We start from the raw sequence: 19,129 nt of genomic DNA on the forward strand, positions 1-19,129 counted from the left end.
ACCACCCCGCCCGCCCGTCGGTGGCAGCAACGGCGCCAGCCGCTCCCACTGCGCATCGGTCAAGTCACCACGACGACCCATCAACCCACAGTGACCCAATCAACGCCCACCGTCAGTCGATCCAAGAAACAGGCCCTAGGCCTTCGGGTGCCGGATGGCGGAACGGCCGGTGGCGTTCCAGGCCGGCCAGGCGTCCTGGCTGAGGTGACCTTGATGTCACTGTTTTGGTGGTCCTTGGTGGGTTATTCACTGAAACGTGGACAACGAGACCATTGGCGCGACCGGGGAACGTGAGAAGCGCGGGAGATTCGGGACGTGGTGGCGCGTTCTGGTCGCGGGGCTCGCCGTTGGAGTGACTTTGGTGGTGGCCTGGCTGGCGGCGGCGGGCGCGTTCTTCGGGATGGCGATCGTCAGCAACGAGGTGGGGGTGCTGGCCGGGGCCGCGGTGGTGGCCTGCGTGGTCGCGGGAACAGGCGGGGCGTGGCTCGTCGCACGGATGTCGGGGCGCGCGGGCGGCGCGGTGGTGGGGCGTCGTCGTCGGGGCCGCCGCCACCGTCGTCCTGGTCGTTACGGCCACGGTGACGGTGTCGCGCCCGCTGCCGGCCGCCGACGTCGCGCGGCCGTTCGCCGCGGCGGCGGACGTTCGGTACTGGACGCTGCCGACCGGGTCCCGGCTCGCCTATCTGGAGATCCCCGCGACCGGTGAGGCGAAGCTCGCGTCAGCGCCGATCGTCCTCGTCGGGGGCGGTCCCGGTGAGGCCGTCGTCTCCGACGCCTCGCAGGCGCGGTACTTCGGGCAGCTGGCGCGCCTCGGCCGGCCCGTGTACGTGTACGACCAGCTCGGCGCGGGGCTCTCGTCCCGGCTGGACGATCCGGCCGGGTACACGGTGCGGTGCCACGTCGACGACCTGGAGGGGATCCGGCAGGCGCTTGGCGCCGACCGCCTAGTGCTCATGGGGTCGTCCTGGGGCGGCAGCCTGGTCGCGAGCTACCTGGCCCGCCATCCCGACCGGGTCGCTAAGGCGGTCTCCACCTCGCCCGCGCCGATCGACTACGCGCAATACGGGGCGGGCTCGGTGTCGTCCCGGCTGCCCGCGCGCCAGCGGAAGCGGGCGGACGGGCTGCTGCCCGGCACGACGCGGTTCACCTTGTGGCTAGCCCTCGGCGCGGTCAATCCGCAGGCGGCCCACCGGATGGTGTCCGACCGGGAGGCGGACGCGTTCTTCGACGGCTATCTCGACCTGGTCAGCCCGGCCACGGTCTGCGATCCCGCGCACCTGCCCGGCGGACGCACGCGAGGCAACGGCCTGTACACCAACATCTTCACGACGCGCGACGCGAGGACCACGCGCACGCAGGCCGAGACCCGCCGGCTGCTCGCGGGCAACCGCACTCCCGCGCTGATCGTCACCGGCGGCTGCAACTACGTTCCCTGGGAGCCGACCCGGCAGTACGCGGAGATCCTCACCGCATCGACGCTGGTGTGCCTGCCCCGCGCCGGACATGTGATCCACTACGACGCGCCCGCGGCGTACCTGGGCCTCGTCACGGCCTTCCTGCGCGACGAGCCGCTCCCGGTGCCCGCCTGGACGAGCGCGGCTCCGTGCCGTTAGCGGCTGACAACGGCCGCCGAGGCGTAGTCAGTTGTACGTACACATTGAGAACTAGCCGGCGCCATCATTCGGCGTATTGCAGGCCGCCCTACCTGGCAATATTCTGCCTCTTATTGGTGATGTCCGGTGATTTACTTGGGCGGCGAGCAATGCGCATTCTCCTGGTCTCGATGCCGTGGGCTGCGATCGACATGCCGCCGATCGCGCTCGGTATCCTCACCCGGCTGGGCCGCACCAGGCTCACCGACGTCGACGTCCAGACCATCTGCGGAAACCTCGACTACATCGACTGGCTCGCCGAGCGTTCGCCCCTTCTTCTAGATGACTACAAATTCTTCGCCGTCGACTCGCATTTCGAGAGCTGCGGCGACTGGGTATTCGCTCCCGCGCTGCACGACACCGAGCGCCACGCGGACGAGTTCGAGCAGCTGGCGCGCGAGCGGTTCCCGGACGAGCGGGTCGACCTGATGCTGCGGCTGCGGGCGCTGAGCGACGAGTTCGTCCAGGACTTCGCCGAGCGCATCGTCGCGATGGAGCCCGACGTCGTCGGGTTCACCTCCACGTTCCAGCAGAACGCCGCCTCCCTCGCCGCCGCGGCGCGGGTCAAGCGGCTCGCCCCGCACATCGTGACGGTGTTCGGTGGCGCGAACTGCGACGGCGTCCAGGGCGCCGCCATTCACCGCAATTTCCCGTACATCGACCACGTCGTCCGCGGGGAAGGCGAGCTGAATTTCCCGGCACTGGTCGAGGCACTGCGCGGCAACGGGAAGCTCGACGATATTCCCGGCCTATGCTGGCGCAGACCGGACGGTATCGCGGCGGTCAATCCGATGGCGGAGAAGCCGCTTCCCCCGGGGGCCCTCGTCCCGCCCGACTTCGACGATTTCTTCGAGCGCTGGCCGACGTCGGTGGCACGCTCATGGGTCGAGCCGGTGCTCGTCGTGGAGGGGTCGCGCGGGTGCTGGTGGGGAGCCAAGCACCACTGCACCTTCTACGGCCTGAACGGCTCCCTCATGGAGTTCCGGAGCAAGAGCCCCGGACGGTTCTTCGACGAGATCATCGAGCTGGTCGAACGGCACCGCGCCCTCGACGTCTACGTGGTCGACAACATCCTGGACATGGCCTACATCACCTCGCTCCTGCCCCGGCTCGCCGAGGCCGACTACGACCTGCGCCTGCACTGCGAGGTGAAGTCGAACCTCAAGCGCCACCAGCTCCAGGCCTTCGCCGACGCGGGCGTCGCGGTGATCCAGCCGGGCATCGAGAACCTCAGCAGCCATGTCCTGAAGCTGATGGACAAGGGCGTGACGGGCTGCCAGAACGTCCGCATCATCCGGGACGCCGAGTCGCTGGGCATCAAGGTCCTCTGGAACTACCTCTACGGCTTCCCCGGAGAGACAGCCGCCGACTACACGGCCGTCATCGACCAGTTCCCCGCCCTGCACCACCTGAGGCCGCCCGAGGCCATCGCGCGGATCGTCATCGAACGGTTCAGCCCCTACTTCAACCAGCCCGAGCTGGGCTTCCCCGATCTGCGGCCCGCCCGTCCGCATCGGCTGATCTACGACCTTCCCGAGAGCGAGTCGTACGAGCTCAGCCACTCCTTCGACGCGGAGCCGGCGGGGATCGGCACCGGCCTCGCCGACCGGCTGGGGGCCGCGACCGCCGCCTGGCAGGAGGCCGCGGCCGACAGCCGCCTCACCTTCCACGACCTGGGCGAGAGCATCGTCCTCATCAACACCCGGCCGCACTTCCCGTGGTCGACGCTGGTGCTCGATGATCCGGCGGAACGCGCGATGTTCCGGCTGCTCGACTACCCGCGCAGCATCCCGGTGCTCTCCCGCAAGCTGTCGGCGGAGCTCGCCCGCGACTTCCCCGAGGCCGCCGTCTCCGCGGTCCTCGCGGGGTGGCGGGAGCGCGGCGTCGTCTTCACCGACAACGACCACTTCATCCACGTCGCGGCCATGGCTGAGAACCGCGAGTTGCAGCGGACGAGGACGGCCGGCCACCACCGTGCCGCGGCCGCGGCGCCGGAGGCGTCGCGGCTGGTCTCCCAACGCTGAAGGGGAACGGCATGCCGGACATCAAGGTCACGCTCTGGCGGGAGTACACCGCCGCGGCCGGGGAGATCCCAGGGATGCTCCTCGGCGACGCTCTCGCCGGGGACGGCACGGCGACCGCCACCGCGCTGCGGTTCAGCGAGCAGGGCGCCCGCAGGGTCGACTCGCGCGACCCCGTCGACGTCCGGACGGGCGCCGATCTCGGCCACGCCGTGAAGCAGCTCGCGCTGGTCCGGGAGCTCACCAGGATCGGCCTGGCGGCGCGGTGGACGCTGGAGAGCGACGACGACTTCCCGGTCGAGCTGCTCCAGCACCTCTACCCGCCTTCCGCCGTCGCGCCCGGAGGCGGCGGCGAGGCCGCCGGGCGATGGCGCGGCTCCTACCGTTACGGGAGCCTGCTCTACCGCAAGGGTCCGGGGTTCATCCACGTGCGCGACGCGCGGGCGGGTGCCGCGCGGCGGCCCACCCTCGGTCGGCAGCCCCACCTCGACGCTGTGCGGATCCTCGACCAGGGCGCGCCGCGCGAGTCGGTCTCACCGGCGATCGCGGACGTCCTGCTCAGGCACCGGCTGGTGATGGAGATCGGGCCCTACCTCTGGTGGCTTCCGTACCGCCTCCACCGCTGGCCCGACACCCGGGGCTGAACCGGTCACCTGCGGTTGTAGATCCACATGGTGAGCGGGCCGAACACGGCGACCAGGGCGGCCCCCCAGCCGGCGACCCAGGCCAGTTCGGTGCCCGCGTGGCCCGTCATCAGGTCCCGGACCGCCGCCACCAGGTGCGTGACGGGGTTGTTGTTCACGAAGACCTGCAACCAGCCGGGCATGGTGGCCGGGCTGACCAGGATGTTGCTGAGGAAGGTCAGCGGGAACATCAGCAGCATGCTGACGCCGACGACGGACTTCTCCGAACGCAGCACCAGGCCGAGCGCCGTCCAGACCCAGGAGAGGGCGAACGAGAAGGCCACCAGCACCGCGATCCCCAGCAGCACGCCGACCGGGCCGCCGCGCGGGCGGAATCCCAGGACCAGCCCGAGCGCCAGGATCACCGCCGATGCCATGGTGTAGCGGAACGCGTCGCCGAGCAGGTAGCCGACCATCGGCGCGGGGCGCCACATCGGGATGCTGCGGAACCGGTCGAAGACGCCCTTGCGGATGTCGGTGTTGACCGCGAGGCCGGTGTACATGGTGGTCATGACCACGCTCATCACCATCGTGCCCGGCAGCAGGTACTGCAGGTAGTCGGTGGCCGAGTCGGCCAGCGCTCCCCCGAACAGATAGGTGAACATCAGCGTAGTGATCACGGGGAGGACGGTGACGTCCAGCAGCTGCTCGGGCACGTGCTTGATCTTGAGCATCGCGCGCCAGCCGAAGGTCATCGACGCCGACCACGGACCGGGCCGCGGCTGCCGGCGCCAGCACCGCCTCGAAGAGCTTGGAGGACGGCCCGGGAACGTCGGGCTCCTCCCCGAGCCACGGCGCGGCACTCACGCCGCCGCCCCCGCGTTCCCACCGCAACCGATACCGGCCCCGCCCCCGCTGCCACCGCCGGTGCCAGTGCCGTCGGTGCGGCCGCCGCCCCCGCCGCCGGTGCCGCTGCTGCCGTTGCGGCCGGTGCCGGTGCCGGTGCTGCCGGTGCCGTTTCCGGCCGGCCGGTCGGTGAGGGTCAGGAACACCTCGTCGAGGCTGGGCCGGGCGAGGGAGAAGTCGTCGACCACGATGCCGGACGCGGCCAGCACGGCCAGGGCATAGGACGCCTGCTCGGCGGCTCCGTTGCCGGGGCCCAGGTCGTCCATACGGGCGGTGAGGACGAACGGGTCGGCGCCCACCGCAACCGGGGCGCGCAGGGCGCGCGCGAGGAGCCGGCGCGCCTCTTCGCGCCGGCGGACGTCGCGCACCCGGACGTGCACCGAGCCGGCGCCCACCGACGCCTTCAGCTGCCCGGGTGCCCTCGGCGATGATCCTGCCGTGGTCGATGACCGCGATGCGGTCGGCGAGCCGGTCGGCCTCGTCGAGGTACTGCGTGGTCAGCAGCACCGTCGTGCCGTACGCGACCACGAGCCGGACGATCTCCCAGACGTCGTTGCGGCCGCGCGGGTCCAGTCCGGTGGTGGGCTCGTCCAGGAAGAGCAGTTCCGGGGTGTTGAGGAGGCTGGCCGCGATGTCGAGCCGGCGCCGCATCCCGCCGGAGTAGTTCTTGACCTGCCGCCCGGCGGCGGCCGCGAGCCCGAACGCCTCCAGCAGAGAGGCCGCGCGCTCGCGCGCCGCCCTCCTGCGGTGCCCGGCCAGGCGGCCCAGCAGCACCAGGTTCTCGGTGCCGGTGAGGTCCTCGTCGACCGAGGCGAACTGGCCCGTCAGCCCGACACGGCCGTGCACCGCGTCGGGCTCTCGCCGCACGTCGTACCCGAAGATCCTGGCGGCGCCGCCGTCGGGGCGGACCAGGGTCGCCAGCACCCGGACGGCGGTGGTCTTGCCCGCGCCGTTCGGGCCGAGCAGCCCGTAGACCGAGCCGCGGGGCACCGACAGATCGACACCGTCCAGCGCCCGGGTCGCGCCGAACGTCTTGACCAGACCCGACGTCTCGACCGCGGCGGGCCCGGTCTCGGTCACTTCTCGACGGACTTGCGGTTGTCGCCGAGCTGCGTCGTCGCCGCGCCGGGCATGGCGCCCGCGAAGGCAGGGCACTTCGCCGCCTCCGGCGGCAGCGTGGCCGGGTCGAGTCCGGCCTCCACGTCGTCGCGGCCGGGTCCGATCCGCGCGGCGACCGGACGGAGCTCGTCCAGGGAGAAGCCGTAGACCTCGGCCGCGTTGCCGGCGAGCATCGCGGCGGCCTCGTCGGCGGGCACACCGCCGAGGGCGAACCGGATGGCCTCGCGCGAGTAGGGGAAGCTCGCCTCGATGTGCGGGTAGTCGCTGCCCCACATGATCTTGTCGACGCCCACGAGTCCCCGTTTGGCGGTCTCGTTCGGATGCAGGAAGCTCGCGCCCACATAGCACTGCCGCTGCCAGTACTCGCTCGGGCGCAGCGACAGTCGGTCGATGACGTGCGACCCGTGGTAGGTCACCTCGTCGCCCGACAGCCCGGAGGGGGTGCGGGCCGAGTCGAAGAAGCGGTCCATGGACTTGAGCAGGCCGGGAATCCAGTCGGCCCCGACCTCGGTGAACACGAACTTCAGCCCGGGGTGGCGTTCGAGCACGCCGCCCAGGATGAGGTGGCGCAGCGTCCTCTGGTCCCACCACTTCATCTCCATGAGGAAGAACATGTCGTCTTCCTCGCGGTCACCCGTCCGCGGGCCCGAACCGCCGCTGTGGCAGTTGATCGGGATTCCAAGCTCGGCGCAGGTCTCCCACAGGGGCGCGTAATAGTCGTGGTGGTAGAGCGGCGGCAGGCCGGAGCCCGGCGGCACGCCGGGAAGCAGCACCCCGCCGTGCAGACCGGCCGCGACGCCCGCGCGGACGTCCGCGACGGCCGCGTCGATGTCGTGCGGCAGGACCTGCATCACGCCCGCGCGGCGCCCCTTCGCCTGCGAGCAGAAGTCGGCCAGCCAACGGTTGTGCGCCTGGAGCCCGGCACGCCTACGGCGCAGCTCCTCCGCGTTCGGCACGGCGGCCTGGCCGCTCGCCAGGGAGGACGTCGAGAAGAACGGCGGGACCGTGTTGGGGTACAGGACCTCCGCCACGACCCCGTCCTCTTCGAGATCGCGCAACCGGCGGTCGGAGTCCCAGTTGCGCGAACCCTCCTCGCCCTTCATGTCTTCGTAGGGGACCTCGAAGGTCGACTCCCACCGGTCGAAGTCCTCCAGGTAGGACGACTCCAGATAGTCCCGGTACCCGGTCACCGAGGCACCACAATGGCCGTCCGCCGAAATGACGATGTGGCGGTCGTCTGCCTTGTCCATCCACCTATCCTTTCCCGAGGGAGCGGTGAGGGCGGCGGAAAGACGACCGCCGCCCTCACCGATCTGGATCTTAGATCAGATCCGGGCGTAGCTGAAGCTGAGGCTGCGCTCGAACTCCGCGTCGGCGGACCCGTCGAGCTCCTGCACCTCGGCGGACTCCTGGTTCTCCATGGACTCGGACGCCGTCCAGGACTGGTCCGAAATAGAGATGTTACGCATTTGGCCGTTCACCCCCTTTCTCCGTTGAAGGGACCTGGGAATCGCCGCGGGGCACTGTCCGAACGCCCCGCGGACACCGGGGACGGCCGTCAGGTCGACCGGCCGAAATGATGGGCGGCATCCGCCACCACGAAGTTCATGTGAGCGCCGGTGACGCCGTCTCCGAACCCGATGTGCACCGGGCCCGCGCCCTCGTTCAGCTGCGAGTTGACCGACCAGTCGACCTGCGGCAGGACGTGCTGGTTGGTCCCGAGGCCGAGTTCGAGGGCGTGCAGCCCGACGCGGGGTTGGTCACCTCGCGGAGCGCCTCGATAAAGTCCTCGCCGCCCGCGCGCACGTCGGACAGGACGCCGCCCTTCATCCTCAGCATGATCGGCGCCCGCCGGTTGAGCTCGCGCCGCAGCTCGTTCGCGGCCCGGATGCGGACGTCGCCGGCCTCGTCGAACCGCGGGTCGCGGGCGGCCAGCACACCGGCGGCCGCGACGGTGCCGTCGATCGTGAAGGGACGCGGCGGTCCGGCGAGGGGCGGGTGGTGAGGGCGATCTCGCAGTAGCTCCCGACGCCGACCCACTGCCCGGGGCCGATCGTGGGCGAGACCCAGGCGTCGAGCGTCAGGTCTTCGGCGAGCGTGCAGACGACGCTGGTTCCGGGCTCCCCGGTCGAGCACGGCCCCTTCGAGACGAAACTGATCGGCTCGGTCTGGCTCCCGAGGTCCTCGATCCACCGGCGGGTCCGCGCGACGGCGGCGGTGTAGTCGGTGAGGAACGTGAGCCGCAGGGTGTAGAGCGCCGACTCGAGGTCGGTGTCGAAGCTGGAGATCGGGACGAACAGCACCTTGGCCCGGCGGAAGCGCTGGCGGAGCTCCCTGCTCAGCAGGTGGTTCCGGAGGAAGAGGACCACGTTGGCCCCGGCGGGGAGGCCGTCGGCCTCGTCCATCGGGATGCCGGCGAGTCCGTACTCGGAGGCGGCCTGGAGGAGCGTCTCATCGTCGCTCACCGCATGGATTTCCCCGTCGGGGAATATTTAACGAAGATTCCGGGAGTCACTGTGCGTGCCGCCGGGCGCCGGGTCATCCATCATTCCCAACCCACTCGTCTCACAATCCGATGGATCTTTTTCCAGTTGCTCAGGCCAATATTGCGCACCCTTGTGAGCAATGTCAAGGGCAGATCTTCGAGAAAGACAAGTGGAAGTCGGCAACGTTTGACAATGGGCGGCCACAATCATGTAACCGCAGCTCACAGCCCACACTGCCACTACTCCCACCATCGAACTAGTCCGAAATTACTACACGAATTGCTGCGAAATATGTAATGGGCGTAGCCGATTCTCAGCCCCTCGCACACCTCGTGGTGACCGGGTCTGATGACAAATGGTGAGACGCGCGCACGAGACGCGTGCACGGACGCGTTCAGCCGAAGCCGGGCGAGCCGAATCCGGATGGCGAACGGAGCCCGGAATGGGAGCCCGTTCCCGCATGGCCGGCGTCCGCCGCCTCGCCGTTGGCCTCGGCGATGGCCACCGCGGCCTCCCGCGGGGTCGTGCCGCCGGCCGCGGCACCGCTCAGCAGGGCATGCACTACCTCCGACTGATGGAGCCTCATACTTCGTATTGCGTAGGCATTCCCCGCCCAACTGAGTACGCCCGGACGGCGGTCACGGGCCTTCTTCAGGGACGACGATGACCGTGGGCCGGTCGCGGTGAAGGGCCTGCCGCAACGCCTCCGCGAGCGCCTCCGGGCTCGGCGCGACCGTTCCCTCGCCACCCGTACCCGCGGGCGATCAACGGCAGGTCGGGAGTGCGGTGGTCGACGCCGACCGGCATGTCGCCGCGTTCCAGCATCTGGGCGCGGATCTCCCCGTACCCGCCGTTGTCGAACACCACCACCGGCAGCGGCAGCCCCAGGTCGGCCGCGGTGGCGAGCTCGCCGACGGTGTACTGCAGTCCACCGTCGCCCGACAGCGCGACCACCTGCCTGCCCGGCGCCGCGACCTTGGCCCCGACCGCGGCGGGCAGCGCGTAGCCGAGCGTGCCGTAGCCGGTCGGGTGCAGGTACCGTCCCGCCGGCCCGATCGGCAGGTTGGGCAGGGCGCCGTAGTAGCAGGCCATCGCCGAGTCGCTCGTGATGATCGCGTCGGGTGCGAGCGCGGAGCGGACGGCCGCGAGCCAGCCCAGCCGGCGCCGCCCCATCTCGCGGGCCTGCTGGTCCCTGGTGCGCCGCAAGGACGGCAACTCCCCACCCGCTCCGCTTCGCCGCCCCAGCGACGTCAGGCGGCCGATCAGGGCGCGCAGGGTCAGCGCGGCGTCCCCCGCCAGGCGGTGCCCGCCGTGGCCCGGGTCGAGGTCGACGCGGACGACCTGGGGCAGCGCGGGCGGCTCGCACCAGAAGTCCGACTCCGCGAGCTCGGTGCCGACCGCCACCACGATGTCGCAGCTGGTGAGCCTCTCCTGGACCACCGGCAGATGCAGCCCCACTCCCAGCGACAGCGGATCGTCCTCGGACAGGACGCCTTTGCCGTTGGCCGTCGTCACGACCGGCGCGCCCAGCAACCCGGCGAGCGCCGCGACCTCGGCGGCGGCCCGGCGCGATCCGCCGCCGGCCACGATCGTCACCGTCCCCGAGACCAGCGCTTGCGCGGCGGCTTCGACCGAATCCGCCGCGGCGGCCCCGGCGTCCACCGGCGGGCAGACCGGCGGTGCGTCCTGGAGTTCGGCCCGTCCGGTCATCACGTCGAGCGGTATCTCGACGTGGACCGGCCGCCGGCGCCCCGGCCCCGTCAGAAAGCCGAACGCGCGCGCCACGGCCGCCTCGACCTCGGCGACCGTCGACACCCGATGGCTCCATTCGACGATGGCGCCGAGCGCTCCCGTCTGGTCCTTGGTCTCGTGCAGCCGCCCGAGCCCGCCCGGCCCCGCCGCCATGCCCGGCGAGACCACGAGCACCGGAACACTGTCGGAGTAAGCCTGCGCGGCGGCCGTGGCCGCGTTGAGCACGCCGGGCCCGGTCGTCACGACCACGACACCGGGACGTCCTGTGACGCGCGCGTAGGCGTCGGCCGCGTACCCAGCACCCTGCTCATGCCGGGCCGCGGTATGCGTGATCCCGTAAGCCTCCAGCCAGGAGTAGGTCTCCAGGTTGTGCGTCCCCGGAATACCGAAGACCCGCTCGACACCATGCGCGGCCAGCGACCTGACCAGCGCCCGCCCTCCCGAAACCGGCAAGGTCACCTGAGACATCGCCACATGGTAACCACGACACCCGCGCGACCAACGCTCACGCACTCCCCCGCAGATCCCACCCCGGCACGTCACTGAACGGCGCAACGAACAGCCCGCCAAGTGATTCGCCGCTCGCCGCTTGCATCGGGTCTGCCGGGACATCCGATGAGATTGCTGGGCCGTTCGGGCCGCGTCCGGACACAAGGAATCCCAGGTGATCGTGTTCGGGGTGACGTTCGCCGCGGTGTAGGCATCCAGCAGCCGCGTCCCCAACCCGAGCGCGGCGACCAGGACCATCGTGCGAACGAACCCGGTGACCCTCGGACACCATGGTGGCGATCGTCATCGCCCGCCCGGTCCGCATCAAAGGCGCCTCTGCCGTGACGAGGAGGCTCCTGACAGGGCGGTGTCGGCGGTGGCGGGAGGCGCCAGGCCGGGTACCTACGGGATGAACTGCACGTCCAAGAAGACCTCGTGCTTGTCACCGTTGGCGGTCGTCTCCTCGCCCTGGTACCGGATGGTTCCGCTCACGACGTGGAAGTTGAGGAGCGTGTTGTCGCCGACGTCATGCCGTCCGCAGGAGAGCTGGTTCGCCACCACCGCCGGACGCATGGAGAAGCCGTAGTAGAGGCCGGGATTGATCGGAGTGTCGACGCGGGGCAAGCCGACCTGCGACCCGATCTCGTACGAGGCGCCGATGGTGTCGCGGCAGGACACGCTCGACCATCGACGGTCGGCCCAGGTGGCGACATTCGTGACCCCGCCGGGGTCGCTCGCGCGGAACGTGACGATGACGCGGTGCCTCGCCGACGCGTACGCCTTCGAGTTCTGCGGCAGTTCTTTGGTATCGCTGGCATCACGGTCGTAGACGGCCCAGGTGAGGTCCGGCGTCGCGGGCGGCTTGTCACATTCGGCGGCGAGGGTGAACGGAAGCATGACCGCCGCCAGACCGAGACAGGCCGTCCGCCCGACCGTAGCCCTCGTCATGATCTTCTCCCCTGCCGCCGGGGCGGATCTGCGCGCCTACAGGGACGACAGTATCCGCCCCCGGTACACGCGGCACGGTACGGCCGCACCCCCGGCTCCGCCCGAGTCCGGATCACCACCCAGACCACCACCGCCGCCCCTGACGGTCCATGGCCGGGCGACGGCCGGACCTGGCAGGCCGGCCAGGTGACGGCCCTGGTCCAGTGGGGCCGTGGCGGACGGCCCATCGACCGTGACACCTGGTTGGACCGGCTACGACGTCGACGGCCCGGGCGACCCATGATCAGAACGGTAGGGACGGGTCCTGGCCGGAGCGCATTCTCAAAGCTCGCTCTGTGCGGTCGCGGCACCGGCGATCAACTCGGCGCGTCAGCGCGAGGTGATCGTGACCTCGATGATCCCGGGCTGGAAGTCGGGGCCGCTGTCGGGCTCGACGCGCCACCCTTGGGCGGTCAGCGCGCGCGTGTAGGCGGCGATCACCGCGCGGACGTCCTCGTCGCTGCTGACGGCGGCGCTGACGAGGAAGGGGCCGCCCTCGGTCTCGCTGTCGGTCTCGACGGCGAACCCGCTGCCGTTATCGCCGAACTCTTGGAACTCGGCCTTGCGCAGCACGCGGCGGATCCCCTCGGCGTCGCGGCTGCGTTCGTCCCACAGCGGGCCGCCGCCGCGCCCGTAGCCGTAGCGCGGTCGTTCCTTGTCCAGGCTGCGCAGCAGCCGGTTCGCCAACTCCCTCATGCTCTGACTGTTACCGGGGGTCGGGAAGGGGCTCTAGGCCGCTGGGCGCGGTGCCGGTGTGGCCGCGGTGATGGTTGTACATGTGCAGCCATGGTGCAAGGGCGGCGCGGCGTTCGGCCTCGGCCAGGTAGGGGCGGGCGCAGGCCCATTCCTCGGCGAGGGTGCGGTGGTATCGCTCGGCCTTGCCGATGCTCTTATAGCTGTCAAGCGGGGTCGTGCTGTGGTTGCTGGCTGGGTGTTCGGGGACCGGTAGGTGGTGGACCTCGCGGGCGATGTGGCGTTTGAGGCATCGGATGATCTCGGGTTTGGTCTTGCCTTCGGCTGTTCTGCGCGTGACGTAGGCGCGGGTGCGTGGTTCCCATGCCATCCGGCTGACGGCGATCATGTAGAGCGCGTGGTTGGCCTGCCGGTCGCCTGTTCGGTTGAGGCGGTGGCGATTGGTCTTGCCCGATGACGCGGGGATCGGTGCGACCCCGCACAGATGCGCGAACGCCGCTTCGGAGCGGAGCCGTTCGGGGTTGTCGCCGACCGCGATGAGCAGGGATGCGACCGTTCTGGTGCCCAGTCCCTTGACTGCTGTCAGTGTGGGTGCGGCCTGGTCGACGAGTCGTTGGAGGTGCCGGTCGAGTTCTGAGATCTCTTCGTCGAGCTGCTGGTAGCGGCAGGCGATGGGAGCAGATGCTGGCCCACCTGCGCGAGTGTGATCGGGCCGGCGCGGGTCGAGACCCCACCCCCAGCGCGGGTGTGATGGATCCGCAGAGTGTGCGGGCCACCGACCGGGGCGGGCTGCACGGCTACGACGGGGCCAAGAAGGTGCCCGGGATCAAGCGGCATCTGCTGGTGGACACCTGCGGCACCGTGCTGATGGCGTGCGTGAGCCCGGCCAGTGTCGGTGACCGGGACGGAGCCGCGGTGCTGTTGTGGCGCGCGCACGAGCCGTTCGCGCGGTTGCGGCACGTGTGGGCCGACCAGGGCTACCGCGGCCGGGACCTCGTCGACTGGGCCCGCGACGTCCTCCAGATCACCGTGCAGATCGTCGCTCGCCGCGACGGCGGTTTTCGCGGCACCTGGTGCAAGGAGGGCAGTTCGTCGCCGACGGTGCCACGGTTCGCCCTGGTCGCCCGCCGCTGGCTGGTGGAGCGGACCTTCGCCTGGCTGGCAAGTACCGGCGTCTGTCCAAGGACTACGAATACGTCATCTACCTGGCGATGAGCATGACCTTGCTCCACCGCCTCACCGGCCACCCACCCCGACCCTTTTCAGACGCCCTCTAGCCAGCGGCTGGCGTACTCACACACGCAGACCTGCGACGGAACCATCGGGTGGCCCGGCGGGTGGCTGCGTAAGCCAACGACCTCGCTGAAGGCTCCACGCACCCAGTCACTCAGAGTGAGATCCAGAGGGAGCTTCGCGTGACCTCATTCGGAGCGGGAGGGAAACGATCTCCCAGATCCCTCCCACCAGAGGCAAAGCTCGCCCACAACGGCGTCGAGACGACCCGGATCGCGACAGGTGCACGCCTGTCAACGAGACTGCCACCAGGACAAATGCGGACGGATCGGGACGCCGTCAGCTCGCCGGGGCGGGCTGACGAGTGCGTGACCTCTTCGGCAGTTCAGTGCAGCCTCAAGAGGCCACTATCCGATGGATAGTGGCCTCTGAGCTGGGAAAACGTGGGCGATACTGGGTTCGAACCAGTGGCCTCTTCGGTGTGAACGAAGCGCTCTCCCACTGAGCTAATCGCCCCGGTGCGGGTCGCCCTGGAGGGCGGGCCGACGTCGAGAACTCTAGCGCATCTTCGGGGGTGTTCGCGCCCTCAGTGGGCGGCGTGGGCGCCGCCGGTGGGGCGGCCGCCGGGGTGGCGGTGGCGCCAGATGAGGAAGACCGTGGTGGCGGCGAGGCTCCAGGCGGCCAGGGTGGCGAAGGGGGCGGCGTGCTGGTGGTCGCCGAAGTAGATGGCGGTGTGCTGGGCGTTGACGGAGGCGCCCGGGGGGAGCCAGCGGCCGATCAGGCCGAGGGGGGACGGGAGGAGGGGCCAGGAGACGGCGCCGCCGGAGGACGGGTTGCCGATCAGGACCATGAGGCCCCAGGTGGGGATCATCGCCCAGCGGCCGACGAGGGTGTTGAACATCGTGAAGACCATGCCGCTGGTGAACATGGTGAGGGCCGCGATCGTCCAGGACTCGTAGAAGGGCAGGTCGAGGACGCCGAGGACCCAGTCGACGATCGCGCAGATGGCGAAGCCTCCGCAGACGGCGTAGGCGGCGGTGAAGGCGATGCGCTCGCCGGCGTTGAGGGCGCGGGCGTGGACGCTGAGCTGGATCGCGCCGACGAAGCCGATGATCACCGAGGCCAGGGAGATGTAGAAGATCGCCAGGCCCTGGGGGTCGCTTGTCTGCAGGGGTTTGATGTCGCGGACGGTGAGGGGGACGCCGGCCTGGCGTCCGGCGGCGGGGGCGGCCTGGATGAGGAGGCGGGCGACGGAGGCGCCGGCGGCGGCGGCCACGTCGAGTTCGGCGCGGGCGCCCTGGAGGTTGAGGACCGCGAAGGCGCGTTGCTGCTCGATGGCGGCGCGGGCCTTGGCGTAGGTGGCGTAGCGGTGGACGGCGAGGGTGGTGTCGAGGTTGGCGTCCATGGCCTTGACCAGGGCGGACGATTCGCCCTGGCCGGTGACGGCGACGGGGACGTGGCGGGGGGCCGGGTTGGCCATGGCGTAGCAGTAGGAGCCCGCGAAGAGTCCGGCGGCGGCCGTCAGGATGACGAGGAGGACGACCGCGGGGAGGAACGGTGATTCCCTGAAGGACTTCTCGCGGGGCTTCATGTCAGTTCCAGAAGGACGGGTCCTCGACGTTCCACGGCAGGGTGAAGTCGTAGACGACGAGGTAGGCGATGACGGCGGCGCCGACGAGGAGTCCGCCGACGACGCCGAGGATGGCGTTGCGCCTCTTCTTGCGCGGGTCGAGGGCCTTCTCCTTGGCGCGTTCCGCGGCGGCCTTGGCGCGGTGCAGGGCGCGCTGGGCCCAGGCGAACTCGGTGGCGAGGATGGCGAGGCCGAGGACGATGGCGACGATGCCGGGGCCGGGGGTGACCATCATCACCAGGCCGCCGACGAGGACGGTCAGGCCGACGGTGAAGACGCCGACGCGCCAGGCGGTGTTGAGGATCGGGTTGCGCCGGATGGACTCGCGGAAGCGCTGGAACGGCCCGGGCTCCTGGGCCGCGGGCGCGTCCTTTTCATGTTTTATTGCCACAGTTTTACCCTAAGCCAGGTCGCCGGGCGTGGGCCCTCTGGAGCGTTCCAGCGGAACGATACGTACCCCATGGATCGTTACACAAGCGGCACCTCCGGGCACTGTGGATCGTCCCGAAAGATCCGCTTCTGCCCAGGTCAGGCGTTGATTTTGCGCGGGTGAGATGGATCACAGGACGCGGGCCGCCAGGAATGTTCGACCGAGTTCCGGCAGTTAGGCGTCATAGATCGCGGGGACATCCGAGGTGGGGGAAGTCGACCACCCGCCGGGAACGCCCGCGAGCCAGCGGTACCGATGTGCGAAGGAATGGCCATGAACAGCAGCACCACCGTCTCAGCGGAGCTGGGCCTCCGTCTCGTCGTTCCCGACCGCACGACGGTTCCCCTGCTGGCCGGGCTGGAGTACGCGGCGGACGACCCGTACGCCATCCGCATGGCCTTCTACGTGGGCGACGACGAGCCGGTCGAGTGGATCTTCGCGCGCGAGCTGCTCACCGTCGGCATCGTCCGCAAGGTCGGGGACGGGGACGTCGAGGTCTGGCCCGCGGCGGTGGACGACGACTCGACACTGAACATCGCGCTGTCGTCGCCGTTCGGGAACGCGCTGTTCGAGGTGCCGCTGCCGCCGCTCGCCGACTTCCTCCACCGGACCTACCAGGCCGTCCCGGCGGGGCAGGAGTCGGAGTTCATCGACATCGACGCGGAGCTGGAGAACCTGCTCTGGTCGTCCTGATCACTGGGTCAGGCGGGCGATGTGCCGCATCTTGTTCATCGCGTCGAGGGCGGCGACCTTGTAGGACTCGGCGAGGGTGGGGTAGTTGAAGACGGCGTTGACCAGGTAGTCGACCGTGCCGCCGCAGCCCATGACGGTCTGGCCGATGTGGACGAGCTCCGTGGCGCCCGTCCCGAAGACGTGGACGCCGAGCAGGGAGCGGTCGTCCGGCGACACGAGGAGCTTGAGCATCCCGTAGGAGTCGCCGATGATCTGGCCGCGGGCGAGCTCGCGGTAGCGGGACACCCCCACCTCGAACGGCACCTTGGCCTCGGTGAGCGCGTCCTCGGTGCGGCCGACGAAGCTGATCTCGGGGATCGTGTAGATGCCGATCGGCTGGAGCTCGTGGATCTCCGAGACGGGCTCGCCGCAGGCGTGGTGGGCGGCGAGGCGGCCCTGCTCCATCGAGGTGGCGGCGAGCGCGGGGAAGCCGATCACGTCGCCGACCGCGTAGATGTGCTCGACCTCGGTGCGGTAGTTCTCGTCCACCTTGATCCGGCCGCGGCGGTCGGGGGCGAGGCCGGCGGCGGTCAGGTCGAGCTCGTCGGTCATGCCCTGCCGTCCGGCGGAGTACATGACGCAGTCGGCGGGGATGCGCTTCCCGCTCTCCAGGACGGTGAGCGCGCCGTGCGCCATCCGCTCGACGGACGCGACGGTCTCGCCGAACCGGAAGGTGACCGCGAGGTCGCGCAGGTGGTACTTCAGCGCCTCGACGATCTCCAGGTCGCAGAAGTCGAGCATCCGCTCGCGCCGCTCGACCACGGTGACCTTGGTGCCGAGCGCGGCGAACATCGAGGCGTACTCGATCCCGATCACCCCGGCGCCGACGACGACCAGCGTCTCGGGGATGCGGTCGAGGTGGATGATCCCGTCGGAGTCGATGACCGTGCGGTCGTCGAACTCGACGGTCTCCGGGCGCGCGGGCCGCGTCCCGGTGGCGATGACGATCTTGTCGGCGGTGACCTTGACCTCGCGGTCGCGCCCGCCGGTGATCCCCACGGTGTGGGGCTCCAGGAACCGGCCGGTGCCGGGCAGGACGGTGACGTGGTTGCGGGCGAGCTGGCTGCGGATGACGTCGACCTCGCGGCCGATGACGTGCTGGGTCCGCATGCCGAGGTCGGCGACGGTGATCTCGTCCTTGACGCGGTAGCTCTGGCCGTACAGCTCGCGCTGGTTGAGGCCGGTCAGGTAGAGGACGGCCTCGCGGAGCGTCTTGGAGGGAATCGTCCCGGTGTTGATGCAGACGCCGCCCATCATCTCGCGGCGGTCGACGATGGCGACCCGCCGGCCGAGCTTGGCGGCGGCGATGGCCGCGCGCTGCCCGCCGGGGCCCGACCCGAGCACGAGCAGATCGAAGTCGTTCACGCCCCCAGTCTGCCGGGACGGCGCCGTTCCCATAAGGGCTTTCCCCGGACGAACATGGATCCGTCCCCGTCCGGACGCCCCGGGTTCGCCGGACGCGGCGGCGGGGGCTCTTAGGCCGGTGAAGATCGGGCAGAGGTAGGTCATGAGCAAGGAGATGCTGGGGATCGACTTCGGCGGGACGGGGATCAAGGGCGCGACGGTCGATCTGTCCGACGGCACGTTCACCGCGGACCGGTTCCGGATACCCACCCCCCGTCCGGCCGAGCCGAAGGCGGTCGCGGGAGTCGTGGGCGAGATCGTCGAGCACTTCGGCTGGGACGGGCCGGTCGGCGTGACCTATCCCGGCGTGGTGATCGACGGGGTGACGATGTCGGCCGCGAACGTGTCGAAGAAGTGGATCGGCTACGAGGCGGAGCGGCTGTTCTCGGAGGCGACCGGGCGGCCGGTGACGCTGCTGAACGACGCGGACGCGGCGGGGGTCGCGGAGATGCGGCTCGGCGCCGGGAAGGGCCGGTCGGGGACGGTCGTCCTGCTGACCCTCGGGACCGGCATCGGGAGCGCCCTGTTCACCGACGGGGTCCTCGTCCCGAACACCGAGTTCGGGCATCTGGAGCTGCACGGCCACGACGCCGAGTCGCGGGCGTCCGCCAAGGCCCGCGAGGACCACGATCTGAGCTGGGAGAAGTGGGCGAAGCGGCTCAGCGACTACATGGGGCATCTGGAGGCGCTGATCTCGCCCTCGCTGATCATCGTGAGCGGCGGGGTGAGCAAGAAGTCGGACCACTTCATCCCGCTGATCAAGGGGGTGCGGGCGCCGATCGTCCCGGCGACCCTGGTCAACAACGCGGGGATCGTGGGGGCCGCGATGGCGGCCGCCGCCGCGGAGGGCGGGGCCGCCGCCGGGCGGTCCGGGCAGGAGGTCAGGAAGGCCGGTGCGTTCGACGGCCTCACCGGTGCCTCGGACGGTCCCGGTCTCGCAGGTGGACGCGCCGATCCGGCGCCCGCCTGACG

General features: G+C 70.3%; 16 protein-coding genes, 1 tRNA gene and 2 pseudogenes. 6 read left to right on the forward strand and 13 right to left on the reverse strand.

Annotated features, from left to right (window positions below; all coding sequences use genetic code 11):
* Positions 1–584: 584 nt before the first annotated feature.
* From E1300_RS20430 to E1300_RS20440, 3 genes are all read left to right on the forward strand, one after another.
* On the forward strand, positions 585–1,613 hold the full coding sequence (locus tag E1300_RS20430; RefSeq protein WP_165502918.1) for an alpha/beta hydrolase: 1,029 nt from the start codon (positions 585–587) through the stop codon (positions 1,611–1,613).
* Positions 1,614–1,762: 149 nt separating this feature from the next.
* Positions 1,763–3,676 (forward strand): RiPP maturation radical SAM C-methyltransferase, encoded by a 1,914-nt coding sequence (locus tag E1300_RS20435; protein ID WP_131758633.1) that lies wholly within the window; start codon positions 1,763–1,765, stop codon positions 3,674–3,676.
* Positions 3,677–3,687: 11 nt separating this feature from the next.
* Positions 3,688–4,317, forward strand: coding sequence for a DUF5825 family protein (locus E1300_RS20440; protein ID WP_131758634.1), 630 nt, complete (start codon positions 3,688–3,690; stop codon positions 4,315–4,317).
* Between the two features lie 5 nt (positions 4,318–4,322).
* On the opposite strand, the gene E1300_RS20445 is transcribed toward E1300_RS20440, so the two are convergent.
* The 9 genes and pseudogenes from E1300_RS20445 to E1300_RS53990 form a co-directional block, all read right to left on the reverse strand.
* On the reverse strand, positions 4,323–5,051 hold the full coding sequence (locus E1300_RS20445) for an ABC transporter permease (protein ID WP_131758635.1): 729 nt from the start codon (positions 5,049–5,051) through the stop codon (positions 4,323–4,325).
* A 108-nt stretch (positions 5,052–5,159) separates the two neighbouring features.
* Positions 5,160–6,282: pseudogene (locus E1300_RS20450) on the reverse strand (ATP-binding cassette domain-containing protein).
* Positions 6,279–7,571: an amidohydrolase family protein gene (locus E1300_RS20455; protein ID WP_131758636.1), complete on the reverse strand. Its 1,293-nt coding sequence runs from the start codon at positions 7,569–7,571 to the stop codon at positions 6,279–6,281. The pseudogene E1300_RS20450 and the gene E1300_RS20455 overlap by 4 nt, the downstream one beginning before the upstream one ends.
* 75 nt (positions 7,572–7,646) lie before the next feature.
* Complete coding sequence (locus E1300_RS50170; RefSeq protein WP_165502919.1) at positions 7,647–7,790, reverse strand: hypothetical protein; 144 nt, start codon at positions 7,788–7,790, stop codon at positions 7,647–7,649.
* An 89-nt stretch (positions 7,791–7,879) separates the two neighbouring features.
* Positions 7,880–8,786, reverse strand: a pseudogene (locus E1300_RS20460) (CgnE/CgnB domain-containing protein).
* Positions 8,787–9,458: 672 nt separating this feature from the next.
* Positions 9,459–11,027: a thiamine pyrophosphate-binding protein gene (locus E1300_RS20465; RefSeq protein ID WP_207399866.1), complete on the reverse strand. Its 1,569-nt coding sequence runs from the start codon at positions 11,025–11,027 to the stop codon at positions 9,459–9,461.
* Between the two features lie 423 nt (positions 11,028–11,450).
* On the reverse strand, positions 11,451–11,996 hold the full coding sequence (locus tag E1300_RS20470; RefSeq protein WP_131758638.1) for a hypothetical protein: 546 nt from the start codon (positions 11,994–11,996) through the stop codon (positions 11,451–11,453).
* A gap of 369 nt (positions 11,997–12,365) precedes the next feature.
* The gene (locus tag E1300_RS20475; RefSeq protein ID WP_131758639.1) at positions 12,366–12,731 is read right to left on the reverse strand and encodes a hypothetical protein; all 366 of its coding nucleotides are present in this window, start codon (positions 12,729–12,731) and stop codon (positions 12,366–12,368) included.
* Between the two features lie 10 nt (positions 12,732–12,741).
* Positions 12,742–13,401 (reverse strand): transposase, encoded by a 660-nt coding sequence (locus tag E1300_RS53990; RefSeq protein ID WP_370785058.1) that lies wholly within the window; start codon positions 13,399–13,401, stop codon positions 12,742–12,744.
* 8 nt (positions 13,402–13,409) lie between these two features.
* Here E1300_RS53990 and E1300_RS20485 point away from each other — a divergent pair, with 8 nt between their 5' ends.
* Positions 13,410–13,943: a transposase gene (locus tag E1300_RS20485; RefSeq protein ID WP_278045371.1), complete on the forward strand. Its 534-nt coding sequence runs from the start codon at positions 13,410–13,412 to the stop codon at positions 13,941–13,943.
* A 462-nt stretch (positions 13,944–14,405) separates the two neighbouring features.
* Here the strand turns inward: E1300_RS20485 and E1300_RS20490 are convergent.
* The 3 genes from E1300_RS20490 to E1300_RS20500 all read right to left on the reverse strand — a co-directional run bounded on the left by E1300_RS20490 (position 14,406) and on the right by E1300_RS20500 (position 15,982).
* A tRNA-Val gene (locus tag E1300_RS20490) sits at positions 14,406–14,477 on the reverse strand.
* A gap of 70 nt (positions 14,478–14,547) precedes the next feature.
* On the reverse strand, positions 14,548–15,552 hold the full coding sequence (locus E1300_RS20495) for an ABC-2 transporter permease (RefSeq protein WP_131758641.1): 1,005 nt from the start codon (positions 15,550–15,552) through the stop codon (positions 14,548–14,550).
* A 1-nt stretch (position 15,553) separates the two neighbouring features.
* Entirely contained in the window at positions 15,554–15,982 is a 429-nt protein-coding gene (locus tag E1300_RS20500) for a PGPGW domain-containing protein (protein ID WP_131758642.1), read from the reverse strand.
* A gap of 312 nt (positions 15,983–16,294) precedes the next feature.
* Between E1300_RS20500 and E1300_RS20505 the strand changes: the two genes are divergently transcribed.
* Complete coding sequence (locus tag E1300_RS20505) at positions 16,295–16,714, forward strand: SsgA family sporulation/cell division regulator (RefSeq protein WP_131758643.1); 420 nt, start codon at positions 16,295–16,297, stop codon at positions 16,712–16,714.
* On the opposite strand, the gene sthA is transcribed toward E1300_RS20505, so the two are convergent.
* Positions 16,715–18,118 (reverse strand): Si-specific NAD(P)(+) transhydrogenase, encoded by a 1,404-nt coding sequence (sthA, locus tag E1300_RS20510; RefSeq protein ID WP_131758644.1) that lies wholly within the window; start codon positions 18,116–18,118, stop codon positions 16,715–16,717.
* 142 nt (positions 18,119–18,260) lie between these two features.
* Here sthA and ppgK point away from each other — a divergent pair, with 142 nt between their 5' ends.
* A complete protein-coding gene (gene ppgK, locus E1300_RS20515; RefSeq protein ID WP_207399868.1) occupies positions 18,261–19,127 on the forward strand; it encodes a polyphosphate--glucose phosphotransferase in 867 nt (288 codons plus the stop codon).
* Positions 19,128–19,129 lie beyond the last annotated feature (2 nt).

Source organism: Actinomadura fibrosa (genome assembly GCF_900659615.1).
GTDB lineage: Bacteria > Actinomycetota > Actinomycetes > Streptosporangiales > Streptosporangiaceae > Spirillospora > Spirillospora fibrosa.